At 34.3% G+C, this 19,977-nt stretch carries 18 protein-coding genes; 10 read left to right on the plus strand and 8 right to left on the minus strand.

What is annotated here, in order from left to right:
* Positions 1-29: 29 nt before the first annotated feature.
* Positions 30-923 (minus strand): DMT family transporter, encoded by an 894-nt coding sequence (locus tag GQ40_RS12355; protein WP_047548829.1) that lies wholly within the window; start codon positions 921-923, stop codon positions 30-32.
* A gap of 93 nt (positions 924-1,016) precedes the next feature.
* Between GQ40_RS12355 and GQ40_RS12360 the strand changes: the two genes are divergently transcribed.
* On the plus strand, positions 1,017-1,529 hold the full coding sequence (locus tag GQ40_RS12360; protein ID WP_047548832.1) for a heavy-metal-associated domain-containing protein: 513 nt from the start codon (positions 1,017-1,019) through the stop codon (positions 1,527-1,529).
* A 46-nt stretch (positions 1,530-1,575) separates the two neighbouring features.
* On the opposite strand, the gene GQ40_RS12365 is transcribed toward GQ40_RS12360, so the two are convergent.
* Complete coding sequence (locus GQ40_RS12365; protein WP_047548835.1) at positions 1,576-2,046, minus strand: CYTH domain-containing protein; 471 nt, start codon at positions 2,044-2,046, stop codon at positions 1,576-1,578.
* 96 nt (positions 2,047-2,142) lie between these two features.
* Here GQ40_RS12365 and dinB point away from each other — a divergent pair, with 96 nt between their 5' ends.
* Entirely contained in the window at positions 2,143-3,252 is a 1,110-nt protein-coding gene (gene dinB, locus GQ40_RS12370; protein WP_047548838.1) for a DNA polymerase IV, read from the plus strand.
* 103 nt (positions 3,253-3,355) lie between these two features.
* Positions 3,356-3,844 (plus strand): nuclear transport factor 2 family protein, encoded by a 489-nt coding sequence (locus tag GQ40_RS12375; protein ID WP_047548841.1) that lies wholly within the window; start codon positions 3,356-3,358, stop codon positions 3,842-3,844.
* Positions 3,845-4,013: 169 nt separating this feature from the next.
* Here GQ40_RS12375 and pyk read toward each other — a convergent pair whose 3' ends face one another.
* The 5 genes from pyk to GQ40_RS12400 all read right to left on the minus strand — a co-directional run bounded on the left by pyk (position 4,014) and on the right by GQ40_RS12400 (position 8,321).
* Entirely contained in the window at positions 4,014-5,456 is a 1,443-nt protein-coding gene (gene pyk, locus GQ40_RS12380; protein WP_047548844.1) for a pyruvate kinase, read from the minus strand.
* Entirely contained in the window at positions 5,456-5,938 is a 483-nt protein-coding gene (locus GQ40_RS12385; protein ID WP_047548847.1) for an IPExxxVDY family protein, read from the minus strand. The genes pyk and GQ40_RS12385 overlap by 1 nt, the downstream gene beginning before the upstream one ends.
* 132 nt (positions 5,939-6,070) lie before the next feature.
* Entirely contained in the window at positions 6,071-6,814 is a 744-nt protein-coding gene (gene rnc, locus GQ40_RS12390; RefSeq protein ID WP_047548849.1) for a ribonuclease III, read from the minus strand.
* A gap of 7 nt (positions 6,815-6,821) precedes the next feature.
* Positions 6,822-8,072: a beta-ketoacyl-ACP synthase II gene (gene fabF, locus GQ40_RS12395; protein ID WP_047548852.1), complete on the minus strand. Its 1,251-nt coding sequence runs from the start codon at positions 8,070-8,072 to the stop codon at positions 6,822-6,824.
* 15 nt (positions 8,073-8,087) lie between these two features.
* Positions 8,088-8,321 carry an acyl carrier protein gene (locus tag GQ40_RS12400; protein WP_010227409.1) on the minus strand — a complete coding sequence of 78 codons (234 nt, stop codon included), beginning with the start codon at positions 8,319-8,321 and terminating at the stop codon, positions 8,088-8,090.
* Between the two features lie 185 nt (positions 8,322-8,506).
* Here GQ40_RS12400 and GQ40_RS12405 point away from each other — a divergent pair, with 185 nt between their 5' ends.
* From GQ40_RS12405 to GQ40_RS12420, 4 genes are all read left to right on the plus strand, one after another.
* A complete protein-coding gene (locus GQ40_RS12405) occupies positions 8,507-9,073 on the plus strand; it encodes a phosphoribosylglycinamide formyltransferase (protein ID WP_047548856.1) in 567 nt (188 codons plus the stop codon).
* On the plus strand, positions 9,066-9,707 hold the full coding sequence (locus GQ40_RS12410) for a viroplasmin family protein (RefSeq protein WP_047548859.1): 642 nt from the start codon (positions 9,066-9,068) through the stop codon (positions 9,705-9,707). The genes GQ40_RS12405 and GQ40_RS12410 overlap by 8 nt, the downstream gene beginning before the upstream one ends.
* A 54-nt stretch (positions 9,708-9,761) precedes the next feature.
* Complete coding sequence (locus GQ40_RS12415; protein WP_047548861.1) at positions 9,762-10,688, plus strand: PfkB family carbohydrate kinase; 927 nt, start codon at positions 9,762-9,764, stop codon at positions 10,686-10,688.
* Positions 10,689-10,778: 90 nt separating this feature from the next.
* Positions 10,779-12,677: an amidophosphoribosyltransferase gene (locus GQ40_RS12420; protein ID WP_047548865.1), complete on the plus strand. Its 1,899-nt coding sequence runs from the start codon at positions 10,779-10,781 to the stop codon at positions 12,675-12,677.
* A gap of 589 nt (positions 12,678-13,266) precedes the next feature.
* On the opposite strand, the gene GQ40_RS12425 is transcribed toward GQ40_RS12420, so the two are convergent.
* Positions 13,267-13,875, minus strand: coding sequence for a superoxide dismutase (locus GQ40_RS12425; RefSeq protein ID WP_047548868.1), 609 nt, complete (start codon positions 13,873-13,875; stop codon positions 13,267-13,269).
* 210 nt (positions 13,876-14,085) lie between these two features.
* On the opposite strand from GQ40_RS12425, the gene GQ40_RS12430 reads away from it, so the two are divergent.
* The 3 genes from GQ40_RS12430 (at position 14,086) to GQ40_RS12440 (ending at position 19,954) form a co-directional block, all read left to right on the plus strand.
* Complete coding sequence (locus GQ40_RS12430; RefSeq protein WP_047548871.1) at positions 14,086-17,247, plus strand: UvrD-helicase domain-containing protein; 3,162 nt, start codon at positions 14,086-14,088, stop codon at positions 17,245-17,247.
* Between the two features lie 22 nt (positions 17,248-17,269).
* On the plus strand, positions 17,270-18,463 hold the full coding sequence (gene kbl, locus GQ40_RS12435) for a glycine C-acetyltransferase (protein ID WP_047548874.1): 1,194 nt from the start codon (positions 17,270-17,272) through the stop codon (positions 18,461-18,463).
* 126 nt (positions 18,464-18,589) lie between these two features.
* The gene (locus GQ40_RS12440; protein ID WP_047548877.1) at positions 18,590-19,954 is read left to right on the plus strand and encodes an OmpA family protein; all 1,365 of its coding nucleotides are present in this window, start codon (positions 18,590-18,592) and stop codon (positions 19,952-19,954) included.
* Positions 19,955-19,977: the final 23 nt, after the last annotated feature.

Here is a 19,977-nt window from a genome sequence, read left to right on the forward strand (position 1 = left end):
ACTTATAATTCTAAAAGCCCGAAGTAATATTATTTCGGGCTTTTTTTATATCTACCCTTATTACCTAAATACACACCTACCAGTATAATGGCACTGGCCAATATTTGAAACCATCCAAATTCTTCATCATCCAGCAATCCCCAAGTTAAAGCAACAACTGGCATTAAATAGGTTACAGAAGATGCAAAAACTGGTGTTGATATCTGCACTAAAGTATTGAAGAGTACCTTGGCGAGCGCAGTTCCGAAGAAAGATAAAATGATAACATAAACCATTGACATTTTAAAGTTTGGATTGGCAAATGTTTCATCAGTAAAAAAATCACTAAATAAGAGAACTACTATCGCAGGAACTATAATACCAACATAATTTCCCGTAGCAATACTCAATGGCTTTACATTTTGAAGGTACTTTTTTATAATATTCACATTTAGCGCATACATGACTGTTGAGATAATTACAAAGCCAGCGTATAAATAATTTTGATTTGGATTCATTTCAGCTCCTCTCAAAATAAGGATACTTGTTCCTACAAAACCAATGATAACTCCAAATAACTGACGTTTTGTAAACCCAATCTTAAAAATGGCGAATCCTAACAAAATGGCATTTAAAGGTACTAACGAGTTTAAAATTGAAGTAATTGCACTATCGATTTCAGTTTCTGCAATAGCAAATAAAAAAGCAGGTATAAATGATCCTATAAATCCTGAAATCACGATCCATTTCCATTCGTTTTTTTTTATTGATTTGAGTCCTTTTAAACCCACCGAAAATAGAAAAATTCCAGTAATAATTGTTCGTAGAGCACCTAATTGATACGGTGTTAATCCTAATAGTGACTTCTTAATTAATATAAATGAACTCCCCCAAATAATAGATAGAACAAAGAGGAAAAGCCATTTCTTAGTAGTATCACTCATAAGATTTCTTAAGTAATTCACAAAGTTCGTTAATTTTAATGCAATGCACATCAATATTTATTAAGTTTGTTGGTACTATCTATAACATATACTATGAAAACATTAAAGAACATATTTGCGATTGCATTGATTTCGGTTTCAATTGTTGCTTGTAAAAGCGATAAAGATCCAGAAGTTATAACTGTAGAATCTACCTCACAAATCAATACAAACGCAGCTAAAAAATTAGATCCGAATGCTACTTATGCAAAGGCGGAATTTGGTATTGAAGGAATGACTTGTGCTATGGGTTGCGCTAAAACCATAGAAAAGAAAATGGCTAGAATGGATGGCGTAAAATCTGCTAAGGTAGATTTTGACAAACAAATAGCAATGGTTGAGTACGATGAAGCCATGGTTACTCCAAAAACTTTAGAGGAAGCTGTTTCAAAAGCGGGTGATACTTACAAAGTAAAAGACATGAAAACCGTAGAGTCTTTTTCTACGGAAAAAGAAGCTTGCAAAGCTAATTGTGATAAAGCATGTTGTGCAGAAAAATCTGAGGATTCTAAAAAAATGGCTTGTGCAGAAGATTGTAAAAAAGACTGCTGTTCTAAAAAAGCATAATTTTAGTTAGACAAATTTTTAAAAACCACTCAAATGAGTGGTTTTTTTAGCTCCAATCTTTAAATGGATGCTTACTTAACTGCGAGTTGTAATAACGTTTGTTACCGGTTACTTCTTCACCAAGCCAATCTGGTATTTTATAATTTTCATCCTCATGATTTAATTCAACCTCAGCAACAATTAAACCTTTATTCTCTGCTGAAAACACATCAACCTCAAACACATGCTGTCCTATATTGACCTCGTAACGCACTTTATCAATCACACCTTTTTCACAGAGCTTTAAAAGTGATTCAGCGTCTTGTTTAGAAATTTCTTTTTCCCATTCATAACGAGACAAGCCATTCTCAGTAGATTTTCCTTTAACTGTTACGAATCCTTGGTCTCCTTTAACCCTAACTCTAACTGTTCGATCTGGATGTGTATTAAGAAAACCCTGAATAATTCGCGTATGCTTGAAGGAATCTTTTTTAAAATCTTCCGAAGTCACTAAAAATTTACGTTCTATTTCTATCATCTTTAGTTCCCATTAAAGTGGGAATCTTATTTAATTAATTTCTCAATTCTCATGAATAGAGATTCCTGCCTGCGCAGGAATCAGTAAATTTACATGATGCAAAACGATTTACCAATTAGAAAGATTATTCATGTCGATATGGATGCATTTTATGCCTCTGTAGCGCAAATGGATGATCCCAGTCTAAAAGGAAAAGCGATTGCTGTTGGCGGTGGTGGAGCTCGAGGTGTCATTAGCGCAGCCAGTTATGAAGCGAGAAAGTTTGGAGTGAAAAGCGCTATGTCTGGACGTTTGGCGATTAAATTATGTCCTCATCTTATTTTTGTAAAAACTAATTTTGATCGTTACAAAACCATTTCTCAAAAGGTTAGAACTATCTTCTATGATTATACAGATTTGGTAGAACCCCTCTCCCTTGACGAAGCATATTTGGATGTTACTCAAAACAAAAAAGGAAATCCAAGTGCATCCTTAATTGCCCAAGAAATTAGAGCTCGTATTTTAAATGAAGTTGGTTTAACTGCTTCTGCTGGGATTTCTATCAATAAATTTATAGCCAAAGTAGCTAGCGATTACAACAAGCCTAACGGACAAAAAACCGTGAATCCAGAAGAAGTCATTCAATTTTTAGAGGATCTCGATATTAGAAAATTTTATGGCGTTGGTAAAGTCACCGCAGAGAAAATGTACCAAAAAGGGATTTTTACCGGTAAGGATTTAAAAGCAAAATCTTTGGAGTATCTTGATGATAACTTCGGAAAATCGGGACGTTACTATTATCACGTTGTTCGTGGCATCCATAATAGCGAAGTCAAACCCAATCGTATTAGAAAATCGCTCGCTGCAGAACGTACGTTTAGTGAAAATTTATCTTCGGAAATTTTTATGCTAGAAAAACTAAACCATATTGCAGAAGAGGTTGCCAAGCGACTCAGCAAAAGTAACGTCTCTGGAAAAACAGTGACGCTCAAAATAAAGTACAGTGATTTCACCTTACAAACCCGAAGCAAGACTTTACCATACTTTATAGGCGATAAAAGTATGATTCTTGAAACTGCTAAAGATTTACTGTATCAGGAAAAAATGAGTAATTCGGTACGACTATTAGGGATTTCCTTGTCTAATTTAAATACCGAAAGTTCTAAAAATAAAAAAGTTGAAAAAACGGAAAAACCTGTTAGTATGCAATTGAGGTTTGAATTTTGAGTACATTCTAACAATTAGAAATTTAACACTAAATATATGTATTCTCTTGACTTTCTAAAATTAGTTTATTAATTTAAAGATTAGAAATAATCAATGATGATGAATGGAAAATACCCTTTTAAATAGTAGCCATAGGTTTGTTAAAAATTATTTAAGATTGTATTCTCAAAGAGAGCTAGATATTGTAGCGTTTTTTGATGACAATTTTATAGGGTTTGATGGAATTTCTACTACAATCTATAACAAACAAAGCTGGATTAAAGCAATCGAGCATGATTTTCATGAAATAAAAAATCCTTTTGAAATTAAAATTACAGATCTTGATTCTAGATTAGATACAAATGGATGTATTATCGTAGCTGCAGTTTCGTTGTGGTATATTCCCGTTTTTGAGAATGCGCCAGAGTTTGATAAAATACGTACAGTGTTTGTATTAAAACCTAATAATGACACTTTTAATATTTTACATTTAAGTAATTCAATCTCATTGCTTCCTTTAAATAATGAAGACGTATATCCTACTCAACTTCTAGATTTCTTAAAAAAATCTAAGGATGAGTTTTTTAAAATAGGTAAAATAAAAGATAAGTAGTACGTTTCTGCGTTAGCGATTACTCGTTCATTTTGTATAATCAAGAAATCTCGATTATTAAATAATTGAGCAATTTTTTGGAACTTCTAACAGAGAGCAACTTGATTAAGTACAGCCTATTACCGGTATCACCCTAATAGTATTCTCACCACTCTAAATTATTATGTGATTAAAAACTACAACTCGTAATTTCAGAAACTCTCAGGGTATTTACCATACCTTTTTCTTGAATTGGCATCGCAGCTAAACTGATGAGCATGTCGCCAACTTCGAGATAGCCTTTTTTACAAGCCATAGCGTTTACATCTTCTATTGTTTCATCTGTGCTTACAAATTTATCATAGTAAAATGCTTCAACTCCCCAAAGCAAACTCAATTGTGTTAGGATACGCTTATTTGATGTAAAAACCAATATATGCGCACTTGGTCTCCATGCTGAAATTTGAAATGCGGTATATCCTGAATTTGTTAATGTAGAAATAGCTTTTGCATTAATATCATTAGCCATGTGCGCTGCATGATAACAAATAGACTTTGTAATGTACCTTTTGGTTTTGATATGTGGTGGTGATTGCGGTACTTTGATCAAGTCTGAATCTTCAACACTCCTGATGATATTTGCCATTTGCGTAATGACTTGTACAGGATAATTACCAACTGAAGTCTCTCCAGAAAGCATCACTGCATCTGCACCATCCATAACAGAATTAGCTACATCATTAACCTCTGCACGTGTTGGCGTTAAGCTTGTAATCATTGTTTCCATCATTTGGGTTGCAATAATTACTGGTATTCTAGCTCTTTTGGCTCTTAAGACTAATTGCTTTTGAACAAGTGGCACTTCTTCCGCAGGAATTTCTACACCTAAATCTCCACGAGCTACCATCAATCCATCACAATATGCAACGATCTTATCAATATTTTCTACAGCTTCTGGTTTTTCAATTTTTGCAATAATCGGGATTTTATGGTCGCTATGTTTTGTGATCAATTCTTCAAGTTGCATTAAATCTTCTGCATGACGTACAAAAGACAATGCCATCCAATCTACTTTTAAGCTACATGCGAAAATGGCATCTTCAATGTCTTTCTCGGTTAAAGCTGGTTGTGAAATATTTGTATTTGGAAGGTTCACTCCTTTTTTAGAACGTAAAGGTCCACCTTGAATGACACGTGCTTTGACTTCAGATTTTTTGTCTGTAGAAACGACTTCAAAAATTAACTTTCCGTCATCTAGTAAAATTCGTTCTCCTGCCTGTGCGTCTTGTGGGAAATTATCATACGTCATGTAGACTCGTTCTTTTGTGCCTTCAAAACGTTTTCCTGTAGCAAAAATGATTTCATCACCTTCATTAACAATAACCTCTCCTTTCATTACTCCAACTCTTAATTTTGGTCCTTGGAGATCTGCAAGTATTGATGCATTGAAGCCAAATTCTTCATTTAGGTCTCTAATCATTTTTACACGCTCTTCTACATCTTTATAGTCTGCATGGGAGAAATTGATTCTAAATACATTTACGCCTTCTTCAAGCATGCCCTTAAGTACTTCTTTTGTACTTGTTGCAGGTCCTAAGGTGGCAACTATTTTGGTTTTTTTTCTACGTAGCATTAGTTAAAAATTAAGTGATCTTTAGATTTTATTTTTTCAATATCTACACTGTAAGTTGTTATTACTTGAGGTATAGATTGTATTCTATTTAATATTATTTTTTCGTTAAAGTTTCTCTGTTCATTAGAAACTTTAATAAGATAATCTACTGTTTTAAGTTCTGGAAGTAAATTAACTGTTCTTGTTACTGTTGTTGAGTTCTCAAATAATGAACCCGAACTTTGAAGTGTTGCCTCATCTTTTTTACAAATATTGGATACGAGGTTCCAAACAGTATCTAATTTTTTATTTTCCCATTCGTAAATTGAAAAGGAGGCATCAAAATAATTATAGTCTAAATCTTGGAGCTTTCGTTGTAACTTTAAATCTAAATATTTATTTAAAAGATAAGCTAAACGAAAATCTTCTAATCTGCAATGTATCGCAATTAGCGAATAAGAAGCATCATAAAAATCGTCAACGAGTAACTTGTGTAATGCCATAATTAATCAACTACAAGTTGTAAATATAGCATAATATAGCTATTTAATTGTGAAGTTTATATTAATCTTACTCTACTAAAACTGCGAAAACGTTGTAGTTAACAAGTATTGGCTTGGGTAAAATAATATCCTTTAGATGGCTTTGCTTATTTCATTCTGAAACACAAAAAAAGCACGCTTTGAAGCTTTCTCTTCTGCTTTCTTTTTGGAAGTTGCTCTAGCTTTGGCGATAATTTTATGATCAATCGATAATTTAACTGAGAAATGTTTTAAGTCGTCATTACCAGTGTCTTCATAAACATTATAATCAAAAATTTTCTTTTCTTTTTGGCACCATTCTATCAACAAACTTTTGTAACTAATTACTCGACCTTCTAAAGTTTCAATGTCAACATGAGGTTTTATGACACGTTTATGGATAAAAGTTTCGCAACATTTATAACCTTTGTCTAGATAAATCGCACCAACTAAGGCCTCAAAAAGGTTACCATGAATATTGTTTCCGAAGTTAGATTTAGGAATTTTACTTTCTACCAAATCTATTAATTTTAATTCTTTCCCTAATTCATTGAGATGCTCCCTACTTACCACTTTAGAACGCATTTTGGTTAGATAACCTTCATCGCCATGAGGGACTTCTTCAAAAAGATAAGCTGCAATAACCGCACTAAGCATAGCATCTCCAACAAATTCTAAACGCTCATAATTAAGAGCATTACCCTTTTCGTCTTTAATATTCATAGATCTGTGCGTAAAAGCTTTTATGTATAAGGACTTATTTTTTACCTTATAACCAACGATCTTGTTGAGTATTAAAAAAAAATTCCCGTCTTTATCAGAACGGGAACTTTTTAATATGTTACGAATGAAGCTCATTCGAGATTTAATCTATTTTTTTAAACACTATGCATGCGTTGTGACCGCCAAATCCAAACGTATTACTCATAGCTACTTTAACATCTCTCTTTTGTGCTTTATTTAACGTTAAATTGAGATTAGAATCAATATTTTCATCAACAACCTCGTGATTTATTGTTGGAGGCACTATACCATGTTCCATTGCCAAGATAGATGCAATGGCTTCAATAGCTCCCGCAGCTCCCAATAAATGTCCAGTCATAGACTTTGTAGAGTTGATGTTTATATGTTTTGCATGATCTCCAAACACTTCAGAAATCGCTTTAAGTTCAGCAACATCTCCTAGAGGTGTTGATGTACCATGCGTGTTGATATGATCAACTTCTTCAGGTTTGATACCAGCATTATCCAAACAATTTTTCATTACCGCAATAACACCTATGCCATCTGGATGTGGTGCGGTCATGTGATGTGCATCAGACGATAAACCGCCTCCTAACACTTCAGCATAAATTTTAGCTCCTCTTGCTTTTGCATGCTCATATTCTTCAAGAATAATTGCTCCTGCTCCTTCTCCTAAGACAAAACCGTCTCTGGTTGCATCAAAAGGTCTAGAAGCTGTTTTTGGGCTTTCATTTCTTGTGGAAAGTGCATGCATGGCATTAAAACCACCCATTCCTGCAATGGTTACTGCTGCCTCACTTCCGCCCGTTACAATGACATCACAATGACCCAAACGAATCATATTTAATGAATCAAACATAGCATTGGCAGAGGATGCACACGCAGATACTGTTGTGTAATTAGGTCCCATAAATCCATGCTTAATAGAGATGTTTCCTGGCGCAATATCTGCAATCATTTTTGGGATAAAGAAAGGGTTAAATCTTGGTGTACCATCTCCAGATGCAAAGTTTAAAACTTCCTCTTGAAATGTTTCTAGACCTCCAATTCCTGCTCCCCAAATAACGCCAACTCGTAATTTATTTATTTTTTCTAGATCTAGCTTAGAATCTACGATAGCCTCATCTGAGGCTACCATAGCATACTGTGCAAATCTATCCATTTTACGAGCCTCTTTTCTATCAAAAAAATCGGTAGCGTTAAAGTTTTTTAATTCGCAAGCGAACTTTGTTTTGAACTTTTCAGTATCAAAATACGTTATTGGAGCAGCTCCACTTTTGCCACTTATTAATGCATCCCAATATTCATCTTTGGTATTGCCAATAGGTGTAAGTGCGCCTAGACCAGTAACTACAACTCGCTTTAATTCCATAAAAATTTTATTGAATTATTTTGCTTTTTCTATATAAGAGATCGCTTGACCAACTGTTGCGATATTTTCAGCTTGGTCGTCTGGGATTTGAATATCAAATTCTTTTTCAAATTCCATGATTAACTCGACAGTGTCTAATGAATCTGCTCCTAAATCGTTAGTGAAGCTCGCTTCAGTTACAACTTCGTTTTCATCAACTCCTAACTTGTCTACGATAATCGCTTTTACTCTTGATGCAATGTCTGACATAATTTTTTAATTTTAAGTTTTAATTAGGTCGCAAAAATAAAAAAACTTTATTTCAATACACACCTTTAGTTTAAAAATGTGATGGTAATTTAGTAAAATTACTTTGAAGATTTTATGTTTTACGTTCTAATTGTTAATTATTATTCTTTTTTTTGTTTTGAATAACACTAACTTTTTGTCTGTAAATGAAACGTATTGTAATTTTTGCGTCCGGAAGTGGCACTAATGCTGAAAATTTAATTAAGTTTTTTCACAACAGAGAATATGCTTCTGTCATTCAGGTGCTTACTAACAATCCTCATGCCAAAGTTTTGGATCGTGCCAAAAAACTTGATGTTAGTGCACTATCATTCAACAAAATAGCATTCAGCAAAACCGATGAAGTTTTAAATGTACTTCGGAATTCAAAACCCGACCTTATTATCCTAGCTGGTTTTTTATGGATGTTTCCGAAGCATATTTTAAACGAATTTCCTACAAAGGTGATTAACATCCATCCTGCGCTTTTACCAAAATATGGCGGAAAAGGCATGTATGGCATGCATGTTCATGAAGCTGTCGTTGCGAATAAAGAGACCGAAACTGGGATTACCATACATTACGTCAACGAACATTACGATGAAGGTGCTATTATTTTTCAGGCGAAATGTGCTGTGCTCGAAACCGATTCTGCCCAAGATGTTGCAGATAAGGTTCATGAATTAGAGATGGAACATTTTCCTAAGGTGGTTGATAAACTTTTAAATGAGTAAAAAAAAGAAAAAATACTACACCGTTTGGAAAGGTCATCACACAGGTGTATTTGAATCTTGGAACGACTGCAAAGCTCAAATCAAAAATTATGAGGGTGCCCAATACAAATCCTTCGCAACGTTTGATGCTGCTAAAAAAGCTCTAAAAGGAAACTACTTTGATTATATAGGTAAGAGCATATCTTTTAATAGTGAGCTCACTGCAGAACAACTTAAAAAGATAGGCAAGCCCAATTACAATTCCATTGCTGTTGATGCTGCATCTTCTGGCAATCCTGGTATCATGGAGTATCGTGGTGTCGACACCAAGTCTAAAAAACAACTATTTATACAAGGCCCTTTTGCTGAAGGCACCAATAATATTGGCGAGTTTCTAGCTTTGGTTCACGGTTTAGGCTTTCTAAAAAGACACAACAGCGATCGCATCATCTATACAGACTCTAAAACCGCAATGAGCTGGGTACGAAAAAAAACATGCAATTCTAAACTTAATCGCAATGCTAAAAACAAACCCGTATATGATTTGGTTGATCGCGCTGTGCAATGGCTAAAAGAGAACGATTATACTACGACTATTGTAAAATGGGAAACTAAAGCCTGGGGAGAAATTCCTGCAGATTTTGGGCGCAAATAAATTCGCATTTTAGTTCTTAAAAACCTTATATTTGCAGCAAATTTTAAACGCTTTATGAGCAAATTAGTGATAGTTGGTACAGTGGCTTTTGATGCTATTGAAACACCATTTGGAAAAACAGACAAGATTCTTGGAGGAGCAGCAACCTATATTGGTTTATCTGCTTCAAATTTTAATGTAGATGCAGCAGCAGTATCTGTTGTGGGTGGCGATTTTCCGCAGAAATATTTAGACCTTTTATCTGATAGAAATGTGAATACAGACGGTATTGAAATCGTAAAAGACGGTAAGACTTTTTTTTGGAGCGGGAAATACCATAACGATATGAATTCTCGTGATACTTTAGTTACAGAGTTAAATGTTTTAGAGCATTTTAACCCTGTTGTCCCTCAAGACTACAAAGAAGCTGAAGTTGTAATGCTTGGCAATTTACACCCAATGGTTCAACAAGGTGTATTAGACCAAATGGCGAAAAAGCCAAAACTGGCTATTTTAGATACCATGAATTTTTGGATGGATATTGCTTTAGAAGATTTATTGTCGGTAATTAAAAATGTAGATGTTATTACCATTAATGATGAAGAGGCAAGACAATTAACCGGAGAATATTCCCTTGTTGTTGCTGCACGAAAAATTCATGAAATGGGCCCTAAATATGTAGTGATCAAAAAAGGGGAACATGGCGCATTATTGTTTCATAACGAACATATGTTTTATGCACCTGCTTTACCCTTAGAGGAAGTCTTTGATCCAACCGGAGCAGGTGACACATTTGCTGGAGGTTTTGCTGGTTATTTAGCAAAGACCGAAGATTATAGTTTTGAGAATATGAAAAATGCGGTCATCTATGGATCTACACTGGCGAGTTTCTGTGTAGAGAAATTTGGCACAGAGCGCATGCAAAATTTGACTCAAAAGGATATTGAACACCGATTAAAAGAATTTAAAAAAATCACTCAATTTAATATTGAATTATCATAAACCAACGCGCTCAAAATTGAGCGCGTTTTTTTATTCTGAATTTGGTTCAGAATCTTTAATTTTGAAAGACTTAAAAATAACAACACAACAATGAGCGATGCTTTAAAACATGAATGCGGAATCGCACTCATAAGACTCAAAAAACCTTTAGAGTTCTATAAAGAAAAATACGGAAGCGCATTTTATGGCGTAAATAAAATGTATCTCATGATGGAAAAGCAGCACAATCGCGGACAAGATGGTGCTGGTTTTGCAAGTATTAAATTAGATACCAAGCCTGGTGAACGTTACATAAGTCGTGTGCGTTCAATTGCACAACAACCAATTCAAGATATTTTTGCACAAATAAATGAACGCATAAATGAAGAGTTAACTGAGCACCCAGAATATCAAGATAACGTAGCGCTCCAAAAACAACATGTACCATATATTGGAGAACTTTTTTTAGGTCACGTACGCTATGGTACCTTCGGAAAAAACAGTGTAGAGAGTGTCCATCCTTTTTTGAGGCAAAATAACTGGATGCATAGAAACCTTATTGTTGCAGGTAACTTTAACATGACCAATGTCAACCAACTATTTGATGGATTGGTGACATTGGGACAACATCCCAAAGAAAGGGCAGATACCATTACCATAATGGAAAAAATTGGCCACTTTCTAGATGACGCTGTCGCAAAAATCTACAAGAAATTAAAAAAAGAAGGATATAGTAAAAATGAATGTTCTCCATTAATTGCAGACCGTTTAAATGTTTCTAAAATATTAAAGAAAGCATCTAAAAACTGGGATGGCGGATATGCAATGGCAGGACTTTTAGGTCATGGGGACTCTTTTGTTTTAAGAGATCCGTCGGGAATTAGACCAGCTTATTACTATGAAGATGATGAAATTGTCGTTGTAGCTTCAGAGCGTCCTGTGATTCAAACTGTTTTTAATGTTGATTTTGATGATGTTAAGGAATTGGCACCTGGTCATGCTATTATTACAAAAAAATCTGGCAAGGTACATATAGAGCAAATTATTGAACCTCTAGAGCGCAAAGCATGTTCATTTGAGCGTATTTATTTTTCTCGAGGCAGTGATGCAGAAATCTATCAAGAACGTAAAAATCTAGGTAAATTACTAATGCCAAAAGTACTTGAGGCTATTGATGGAGACACCAAAAACACGGTGTTTTCCTATATTCCCAATACTGCGGAAACGTCTTTCTTCGGAATGATAGAAACCGTAGAAAAACATTTAAACGAGCGTAAAACACAAGCTATTTTGAACGGTGGCGGAAAGCTTTCCGCAGAAAAAGTCACCGAAATACTATCTGAAAGACCTCGTATTGAAAAAATAGCAATCAAAGATGTTAAGCTTAGAACCTTTATTACAGAAGATAGTAGTCGTGACGACTTAGTAGCTCACGTTTATGATGTCACTTACGGTGTTATCAAACCAACAGATAATTTGGTGATTATTGACGATAGTATTGTAAGAGGTACAACACTTAAAATGAGTATTGTTAAAATGATGGATCGCCTCAACCCTAAACAAATAGTTGTTGTTTCCTCTGCACCTCAAATTCGATATCCAGATTGTTACGGTATTGATATGGCAAATCTTGAAAGCTTGATTGCTTTTAGGGCTATGCTAGAATTATTGAGAGAAAATGGCAAATATCATTTAGTCGAGGATGTTTATCACAAATGCAAAGCTCAATTAGAATTAAAAGATAAAGAGGTTAAGAATTTTGTGAAAGATTTATACAGCCAATTTACTGCAGATGAAATTTCTGATAAAATTGCTGAACTTATTTCTGATCCCTCTGTAAAAGCTAAAGTAAAAACGATCTTTCAACCTATTGAGAATTTACATAAGGCTTGTCCTAAAAATTTAGGAGATTGGTACTTTACGGGAAATTACCCTACGCCAGGAGGTAATCGCGTGGTTAACAGAGCATTTGTAAACTTTTATGAAGGTAATAAGGAAAGAGCATACTAGATAACATACTGAAATATGGCACTTTATCCTAAAAAAATTGACATTTAACGGATAAAACTGCATTTCATCTAATATTTAATAACGTTTATCTAAATAACGCATACATTGGACTCACCATAACATAAGTAGGTTAAGTTCATGGTAGATTTGGGGCAAAAAAAGGTGAACTTCTGTTCACCTTTTTTTATGGGCATAAATCAAGCTCTTATTCGATTTACATGACAGCTATGGGATCTCAAATTTTATCCTAGACATTTTATAAAATGTATATTATCTAAAGAATACGCGCTTTTTCCCGTTTAAGCCAATTTATTCGTCGTTTGTCTAAAAAATAATCTTTTAATTAAAACTGCTGTTATATTTGTTTCACCATAACATAAGTAGGTTAAGTTTATGGTAGATTTGGGGCAAAAAAGTCGGACTCTCGTCCGGCTTTTTTCATTTTAAGCTAAACTCATTTTCTTTTTTCCGAAGTAAAAAAAAAGCAAACCCAATGGATTTGCTTTCTATATTGATAATGTTCACAAGATTTAGCTTTGTCACTTTGACTGCTAGTCGCAGTCGAACTCTGCAATCTTGATAGTATTATTTACTTTGCTTCTGCGTAACGACGCTCAACTTCATTCCAATTGATCACTTTAAAGAAAGCATCAATATAGTCTGGTCTTCTGTTTTGGTAGTTTAAATAGTATGCGTGTTCCCAAACATCCAGTCCTAAAATTGGTGTACCTTCACAACCAACTCCTGGCATTAATGGATTGTCTTGGTTTGGTGTTGAGCAAACTTCAACTTTTCCGCCTTTATGGACGCATAACCAAGCCCAACCTGATCCAAACTGAGTTGCTGCTGCTTTACTGAAAGCTTCCATAAATGCATCTTTAGATCCAAATGCTTTTTCAATAGCATCTTTTAAATCTCCAGATAAATTTCCTCTTCCTTCTGGATTCATCACTTCCCAAAATAAGGAGTGATTGTAAAATCCGCCACCATTATTTCTAACTGCTTTATTATCCATGTCTAAATTTGACAGGATATTTTCAATAGTTTTTCCTTCGTGATCGGTTCCTTTGATGGCATCATTAAGTTTATTTGTATAACCTTGGTGATGTTTTGTATGATGTATTTCCATTGTACGAGCATCAATATGTGGTTCTAATGCATCGTATGCGTATTTTAATTTCGGTAATTCGAAAGCCATAGTATTATTGGTTTTTGTTGTTAATAATTTATTCTCTCAAATTTAAGCATAATACAGCGTAATTGAAAATTATAAAGCCCACAGGTACCAATACTTATGAAAATTTTAACGTTATCAAACATTTTATGGTGCGTATTTTTTCTTCGGAAAATTTATTGGCAAAATACCGATAAGATAAATGGGTTTTTTATCTTGTATGAAAATTTATAAGTGAGTTCATCTTCTGCTTTTACGATTTACAATGCTTCTGCTGGAAGCGGGAAAACCTATACACTAGTCCAGGATTATCTCAAGATTTTGTTTACTTCTAAAAGTAAGTTGGCGTTTAGAAATATCTTGGCACTTACGTTTACCAATAAAGCGGTTGGGGAAATGAAAGAGCGTATTATTGATATGTTCAAGATATTTTCCGAAGAAAAAATATTGGACACACCAAACGATATGTTCAAAGAACTGTCGAGTGATTTAAATCTATCTCCAAAGGAGCTTCAAGAAAAGTCAAAACTGCTTTTAGAAACGATTATTCATAACTATGCTGCCTTTGACATTTCTACAATAGATAAATTTAACCATAGGCTTATTAGAACTTTTGCTTATGATCTTAAACTACCTATAAATTTTGAGGTAGAATTAGATACTGCAACCATACTCGCAAAAGCAGTTGACAAACTCATTGACAGAGCTGGAAGTGATGAGCAGCTCACTAAAGTATTGGTGGATTTTGCCATCGAAAAAACCGACGATAATAAAAGTTGGGATATTTCATTCGATTTTAACGCTATTGCACAATTGCTAGTGAATGAAAATGACATGCATTATCTAGATTTGCTCAAGAATAAAACACTGCAAGACTTTAAGGCGCTTAAAAATAATCTGCTTACACAAAAAAACGTACTTGAAAAACAAATTATTGATGTCGCTAACGGTGTTCTCGATATAATAGAAAATGCTCAATTGGAGCACAGTGATTTTTCAAGCAGTTACTTGCCAAAACATTTTATAAAGCTTTCAATAGCAGATTTTAATGTAGCCTTATCTAATAAATGGCAAACAGACCTGTTAGAAGGTGGCTCAATTTATCCAAAACGCGTCTCTGCAGATGTTGAAGCCACAATAGATAATTTGCGACCTCAATTAATAGAGGCTTTTCAAATTTCTAAAATAGCCATATTTAGGATTAAATTCCTTTTAAATGCGTTAAAAAATATCACGCCACTATCTGTTTTGAGTGCTATAGGCAAAACACTTCAGGATATAAAGGACGAGGATGATATTTTGTTGATTTCAGAGTTTAACGCTATCATCAATACCGAAATAAAATCACAACCAGCGCCATACATCTATGAACGTATTGGAGAAAAATTTAAACATTATTTTATTGACGAGTTTCAGGATACTTCTAGCTTACAATGGGAAAATCTCATTCCGTTAATAAATAATATCGTTTCTGGAGAAAATTTAAAAGGAGAAACTGGTACTGCGATGTTGGTTGGCGATGCCAAACAGGCTATTTACAGATGGCGTGGTGGAAGAGCAGAGCAGTTTATAGAATTATACAATGAGAATTCTACTCCATTCTCAATATCTCAAAATGTTAAAAACCTTCCTCATAATTATCGTAGTCATTCAACCATAGTAGAATTCAATAATACCTTTTTTAATCATATTGCAGATGTTTCATTTTCTAATGCGCAACATCAACATATATTTAAAAATGCTGTACAACAGCAAATCATTGATAAAACGGGTTATGTAGAATTATCTTTTTTAGAAACCAAAGATCAGGACAGAGATCAATTGCAATGTGAGGCGGTTTTAGGTGCTATTACAAAAGCACAAGAGAATGGTTTCAAAAATAGGGATATTTGCGTAATCGTTAGAAAAAAGAAAGAAGGTTTCGCCGTAGCAGAATTTTTGACCAATCTAAATATTGATATTATTTCTTCGGAAAGCTTACTCATAAAGAATGCTCCCGAAGTCCAGTTCATCAATCAACTCATCACCTTAACCTTACAGCCAGAAAATAATGAAGTTAAAATTCATCTTTTAAATTTTATAGCAGATAGCAATTCAAATATCAACGATAACCATGAATTTTTTGAGAACCTCATTCATTTAAAAAGCAATCGGTTTTTTGAAAAACTAAATACATTTGGGTACCATTTTAATTTCCATGAGTTTTTACAGCTCCCAATCTATGAGGCGATAGAAAGTATTATAAGGGGTTATAATTTGAACAATAACTCAAATGCTTACCTCCAATTTTATTTGGACGAAGTTTTTGACTATTCGCAAAAATACAATGCAAGTTTTCAAGGCTTATTGGCCTATTGGGAGCAAAAGAAAGACAAATTAAGCATTGTATCTCCATCCAATAAAGATGCCATAGAGATTATGACGATCCATAAATCTAAAGGTTTGGAATTTCCGGTGGTTATTTTCCCGTATGCTAATCAAGACATTTATTTTGATATGAATCCGAAGGTTTGGTTTCCTGTAGATGAAAAGAAATTTAATGGCTTTTCCCATTTATACATCAATCTAAATAAAGATCTAGAATCGTTTAATGAATTAGGTGAAGAGGTCTATTCTGAATATCGCTCACAATTAGAATTAGATAGTTTGAACTTGTTATACGTAGTTTTAACCAGAGCAATTGAACAGTTGTATATCATTTCAGAATACGATGTAGAGCGAAAAAACGAAAGCGAAAAAATGACGCTTTATTCGGGATTGTTTATCAACTATCTAAAAGCTATTGAGAAATGGAGTGATAATGTTCTAACGTACCGTTTTGGTGAGAGCGGTAGAACTTCCGAAGAAAAAATAAATAAAGAACAAAAAATTAATATCGAACAACAAAAGCTCATCTCCACAAAAAAGGAGGAACATAATCTCAATATCATCACAAGTTCTGGCTATTTATGGGATACAGACCAGGAAAAGGCCATTGAGCACGGTGATTTGGTACATGAAATTATGGCTCATATATCAACTTTAGACGATGTGGATTTTGCACTTGAACATTTTCTAAGTTCTGGAACTATCAATACTGAACAATTTGAGGACTTAAAAACCATAATACATCGCATTGTAAATCACAAAGACCTTAAACCCTATTTTGATCAAAACCTCACGATATACAATGAGCGGGATGTCATTTCAAAAAATGGCAGAATATACAGACCAGATAGAATTGTAGTAGACTCAAATAATCAAGCAACAATTATAGATTACAAAACAGGTTTACAAGATTCCAAACATCGTGAACAGCTATTTGACTACCAATATATTTTGGAAGAAATGAATTTTAACGTTGTTAGAAAAGTTCTAATTTATATAAACGACGACATTGTGATAAAAGAATTTTAAATTTGTAAAAAACACTTATAGTATGTACGGAAAAATCCAACAACATTTACAAAACGAAATCGAATCTATAAAAAATGATGGGCTTTTTAAGGAAGAGCGAATCATCACTTCTCCACAAGGCGCAGAAATAACTTTGAATACAGGACAGAAAGTTTTAAATTTTTGTGCAAATAACTATCTGGGGCTATCCTCACATCCAGATGTTGTACAGGCAGCAAAAGACGCTATGGACACGCATGGATTTGGAATGTCTTCTGTACGTTTTATCTGCGGAACACAAGATATTCATAAAGAACTCGAACAAAAAATTGCCGATTTCTACGGAACAGAAGACACCATTTTATATGCTGCAGCTTTTGATGCAAATGGAGGTGTTTTTGAGCCACTTTTAGGCAAGGAAGATGCCATAATTTCAGATTCTTTAAATCACGCATCCATTATTGACGGTGTTCGCTTGTGCAAAGCAGCACGTTATCGTTATAACAATAACGACATGAAGGATCTAGAAGAACAGCTAATTGCTGCAAACGACAATGGTGCACGCTTTAAGATTATCGTAACAGATGGTGTATTTTCTATGGATGGTTTAGTCGCTCCATTAGATAAAATATGTGATTTAGCAGATAAATATGATGCATTGGTCATGATTGACGAATGTCACGCAACTGGTTTTATTGGTGAGACCGGTAGAGGGACCTTAGAAGAAAAAGGTGTTTTAGGTCGAATAGACATTATTACCGGAACATTAGGAAAAGCAATGGGTGGCGCAATGGGTGGTTACACAACCGCTAAAAAAGAAGTGATAGAAATATTAAGACAACGGTCAAGACCTTATCTGTTTTCAAATTCTTTGGCTCCAGCAATTGTAGGAGCGTCTATAAAAGTTTTTGATATGCTTGCAAATGACACATCATTGAGAGATACATTAGAAAGCAATACAAAGTATTTCAAAAAAGGAATGATGGATGCTGGATTTGATATTATTGATGGCGATTCTGCTATAGTCCCAGTAATGCTTTATGATGCGAAATTATCTCAAACCATGGCAAAAATGCTATTAAAAGAGGGTATTTATGTCATAGGATTCTTTTTCCCTGTAGTTCCTAAAGAGAAGGCTAGAATACGTGTTCAGCTATCTGCTGCGCACACAAAATCTCATTTAGATAAGGCAATAGCTGCTTTTATCAAGGTAGGAAAAGAACTGGATGTTATTTAAAATTATTCCAAACTCCCTATTTTTAGTACAAATAGGCAATATTTTTATATATTTGTCTTTGTTAATAAAATTTAACAACTTACTTTTGCCTTTAATTAACACTTAAAAATTAAAATTATTTAGAATATGAAAAATCTTAGCAGATTATTTTTCGCTTTGTTGCTAGTATTAAGCTTCAATGCAAATGCACAAGATGAAAACAATCCTTGGAAGATTGGAATTGGTGCTAATGCAGTTGATCTTTATCCTGTTGGAGAAACAGCTCCACGTGGTGAGTATTTTGATGAATTCTTCAATGCTGAAGATCACTGGAATATGTTACCATCGTTGTCTTCTCTTTCTGTATCGAGATACTTAAGTGATGGTTTTACTTTCACTGCTGCAGGAACTATTAACGAAATTGACAAGATTGGCGATTCAAGTGCTGATGATTTATCTTACTACGCTTTAGATGGTACTGTATCTTACAGCTTTAGAGATTTAATCAATGGTCCTGGTGGCTGGGCTGACCCTTACTTAGGAGTTGGTGGTGGTTACACTTGGGTTGATGATATTGGTGCAGGTACTTTAAATGGTACTTTTGGGATCAACTTTTGGTTCTCTGACAATATCGGTCTTACTGCTCAAACTTCATATAAGCATGCTTTTGAAGATTATCTTCCTAAGCACTGGCAACATACTGTTGGTTTAGCTATCAAATTTGGTGGTAAAGACACAGATGGTGACGGTATATACGATAAAGATGATGCTTGTCCAGATGTTCCTGGTTTAGAAGCTTTCAACGGATGTCCAGATTCTGATAACGATGGTATCGAAGATTCTAAAGATGATTGTCCTAACCAAGCTGGTTTAGCTGAGTTTAACGGTTGTCCTGATGGAGATAGCGATGGTGTTGCTGACAAGGATGACGATTGTCCTACAGTTGCTGGTTTAAAAGCTTTAAACGGTTGTCCTGATGCTGATGGTGATGGTGTTGCTGATAAAGATGATGAGTGTCCTAATGAAAAAGGTCCTTCTGCTAACAAAGGATGTCCTTGGCCAGATACAGATGGTGACGGTATCTTAGATAAAGATGATAAATGTCCTAACGAAGCTGGTACTGTTGCTAACAACGGTTGCCCTGAAGTTAAGCCAACTGAAGAAGTAATGAAGCAATTAAACGAGTATGCTAGAACTATTTTATTTGATACTGGTAAAGCTTCAATCAAAAAAGAATCTGACGAAGTATTAGCTGCAATGATAGCTATCTTTAAAGAATACCCACAAGCAAACTTCTCTATTGATGGTCATACTGATAGTGTAGGTTCTGAAAAGACTAATCAATTATTATCTGAAAGAAGAGCTAACTCTGTTATGGATCATTTGGTTGCAAATGGAATCAACCCAGACAGATTAACTGCTAAGGGTTACGGTGAAGAGTTTCCTATCGCTTCTAATAACACTAGAAACGGAAGAAAAAATAATAGACGTGTTGAAGTAAAACTTAAATAAGTTATACTTACAATCATAATTAA

Source organism: Psychroserpens sp. Hel_I_66 (assembly GCF_000799465.1).
Taxonomy (GTDB): domain Bacteria; phylum Bacteroidota; class Bacteroidia; order Flavobacteriales; family Flavobacteriaceae; genus Psychroserpens.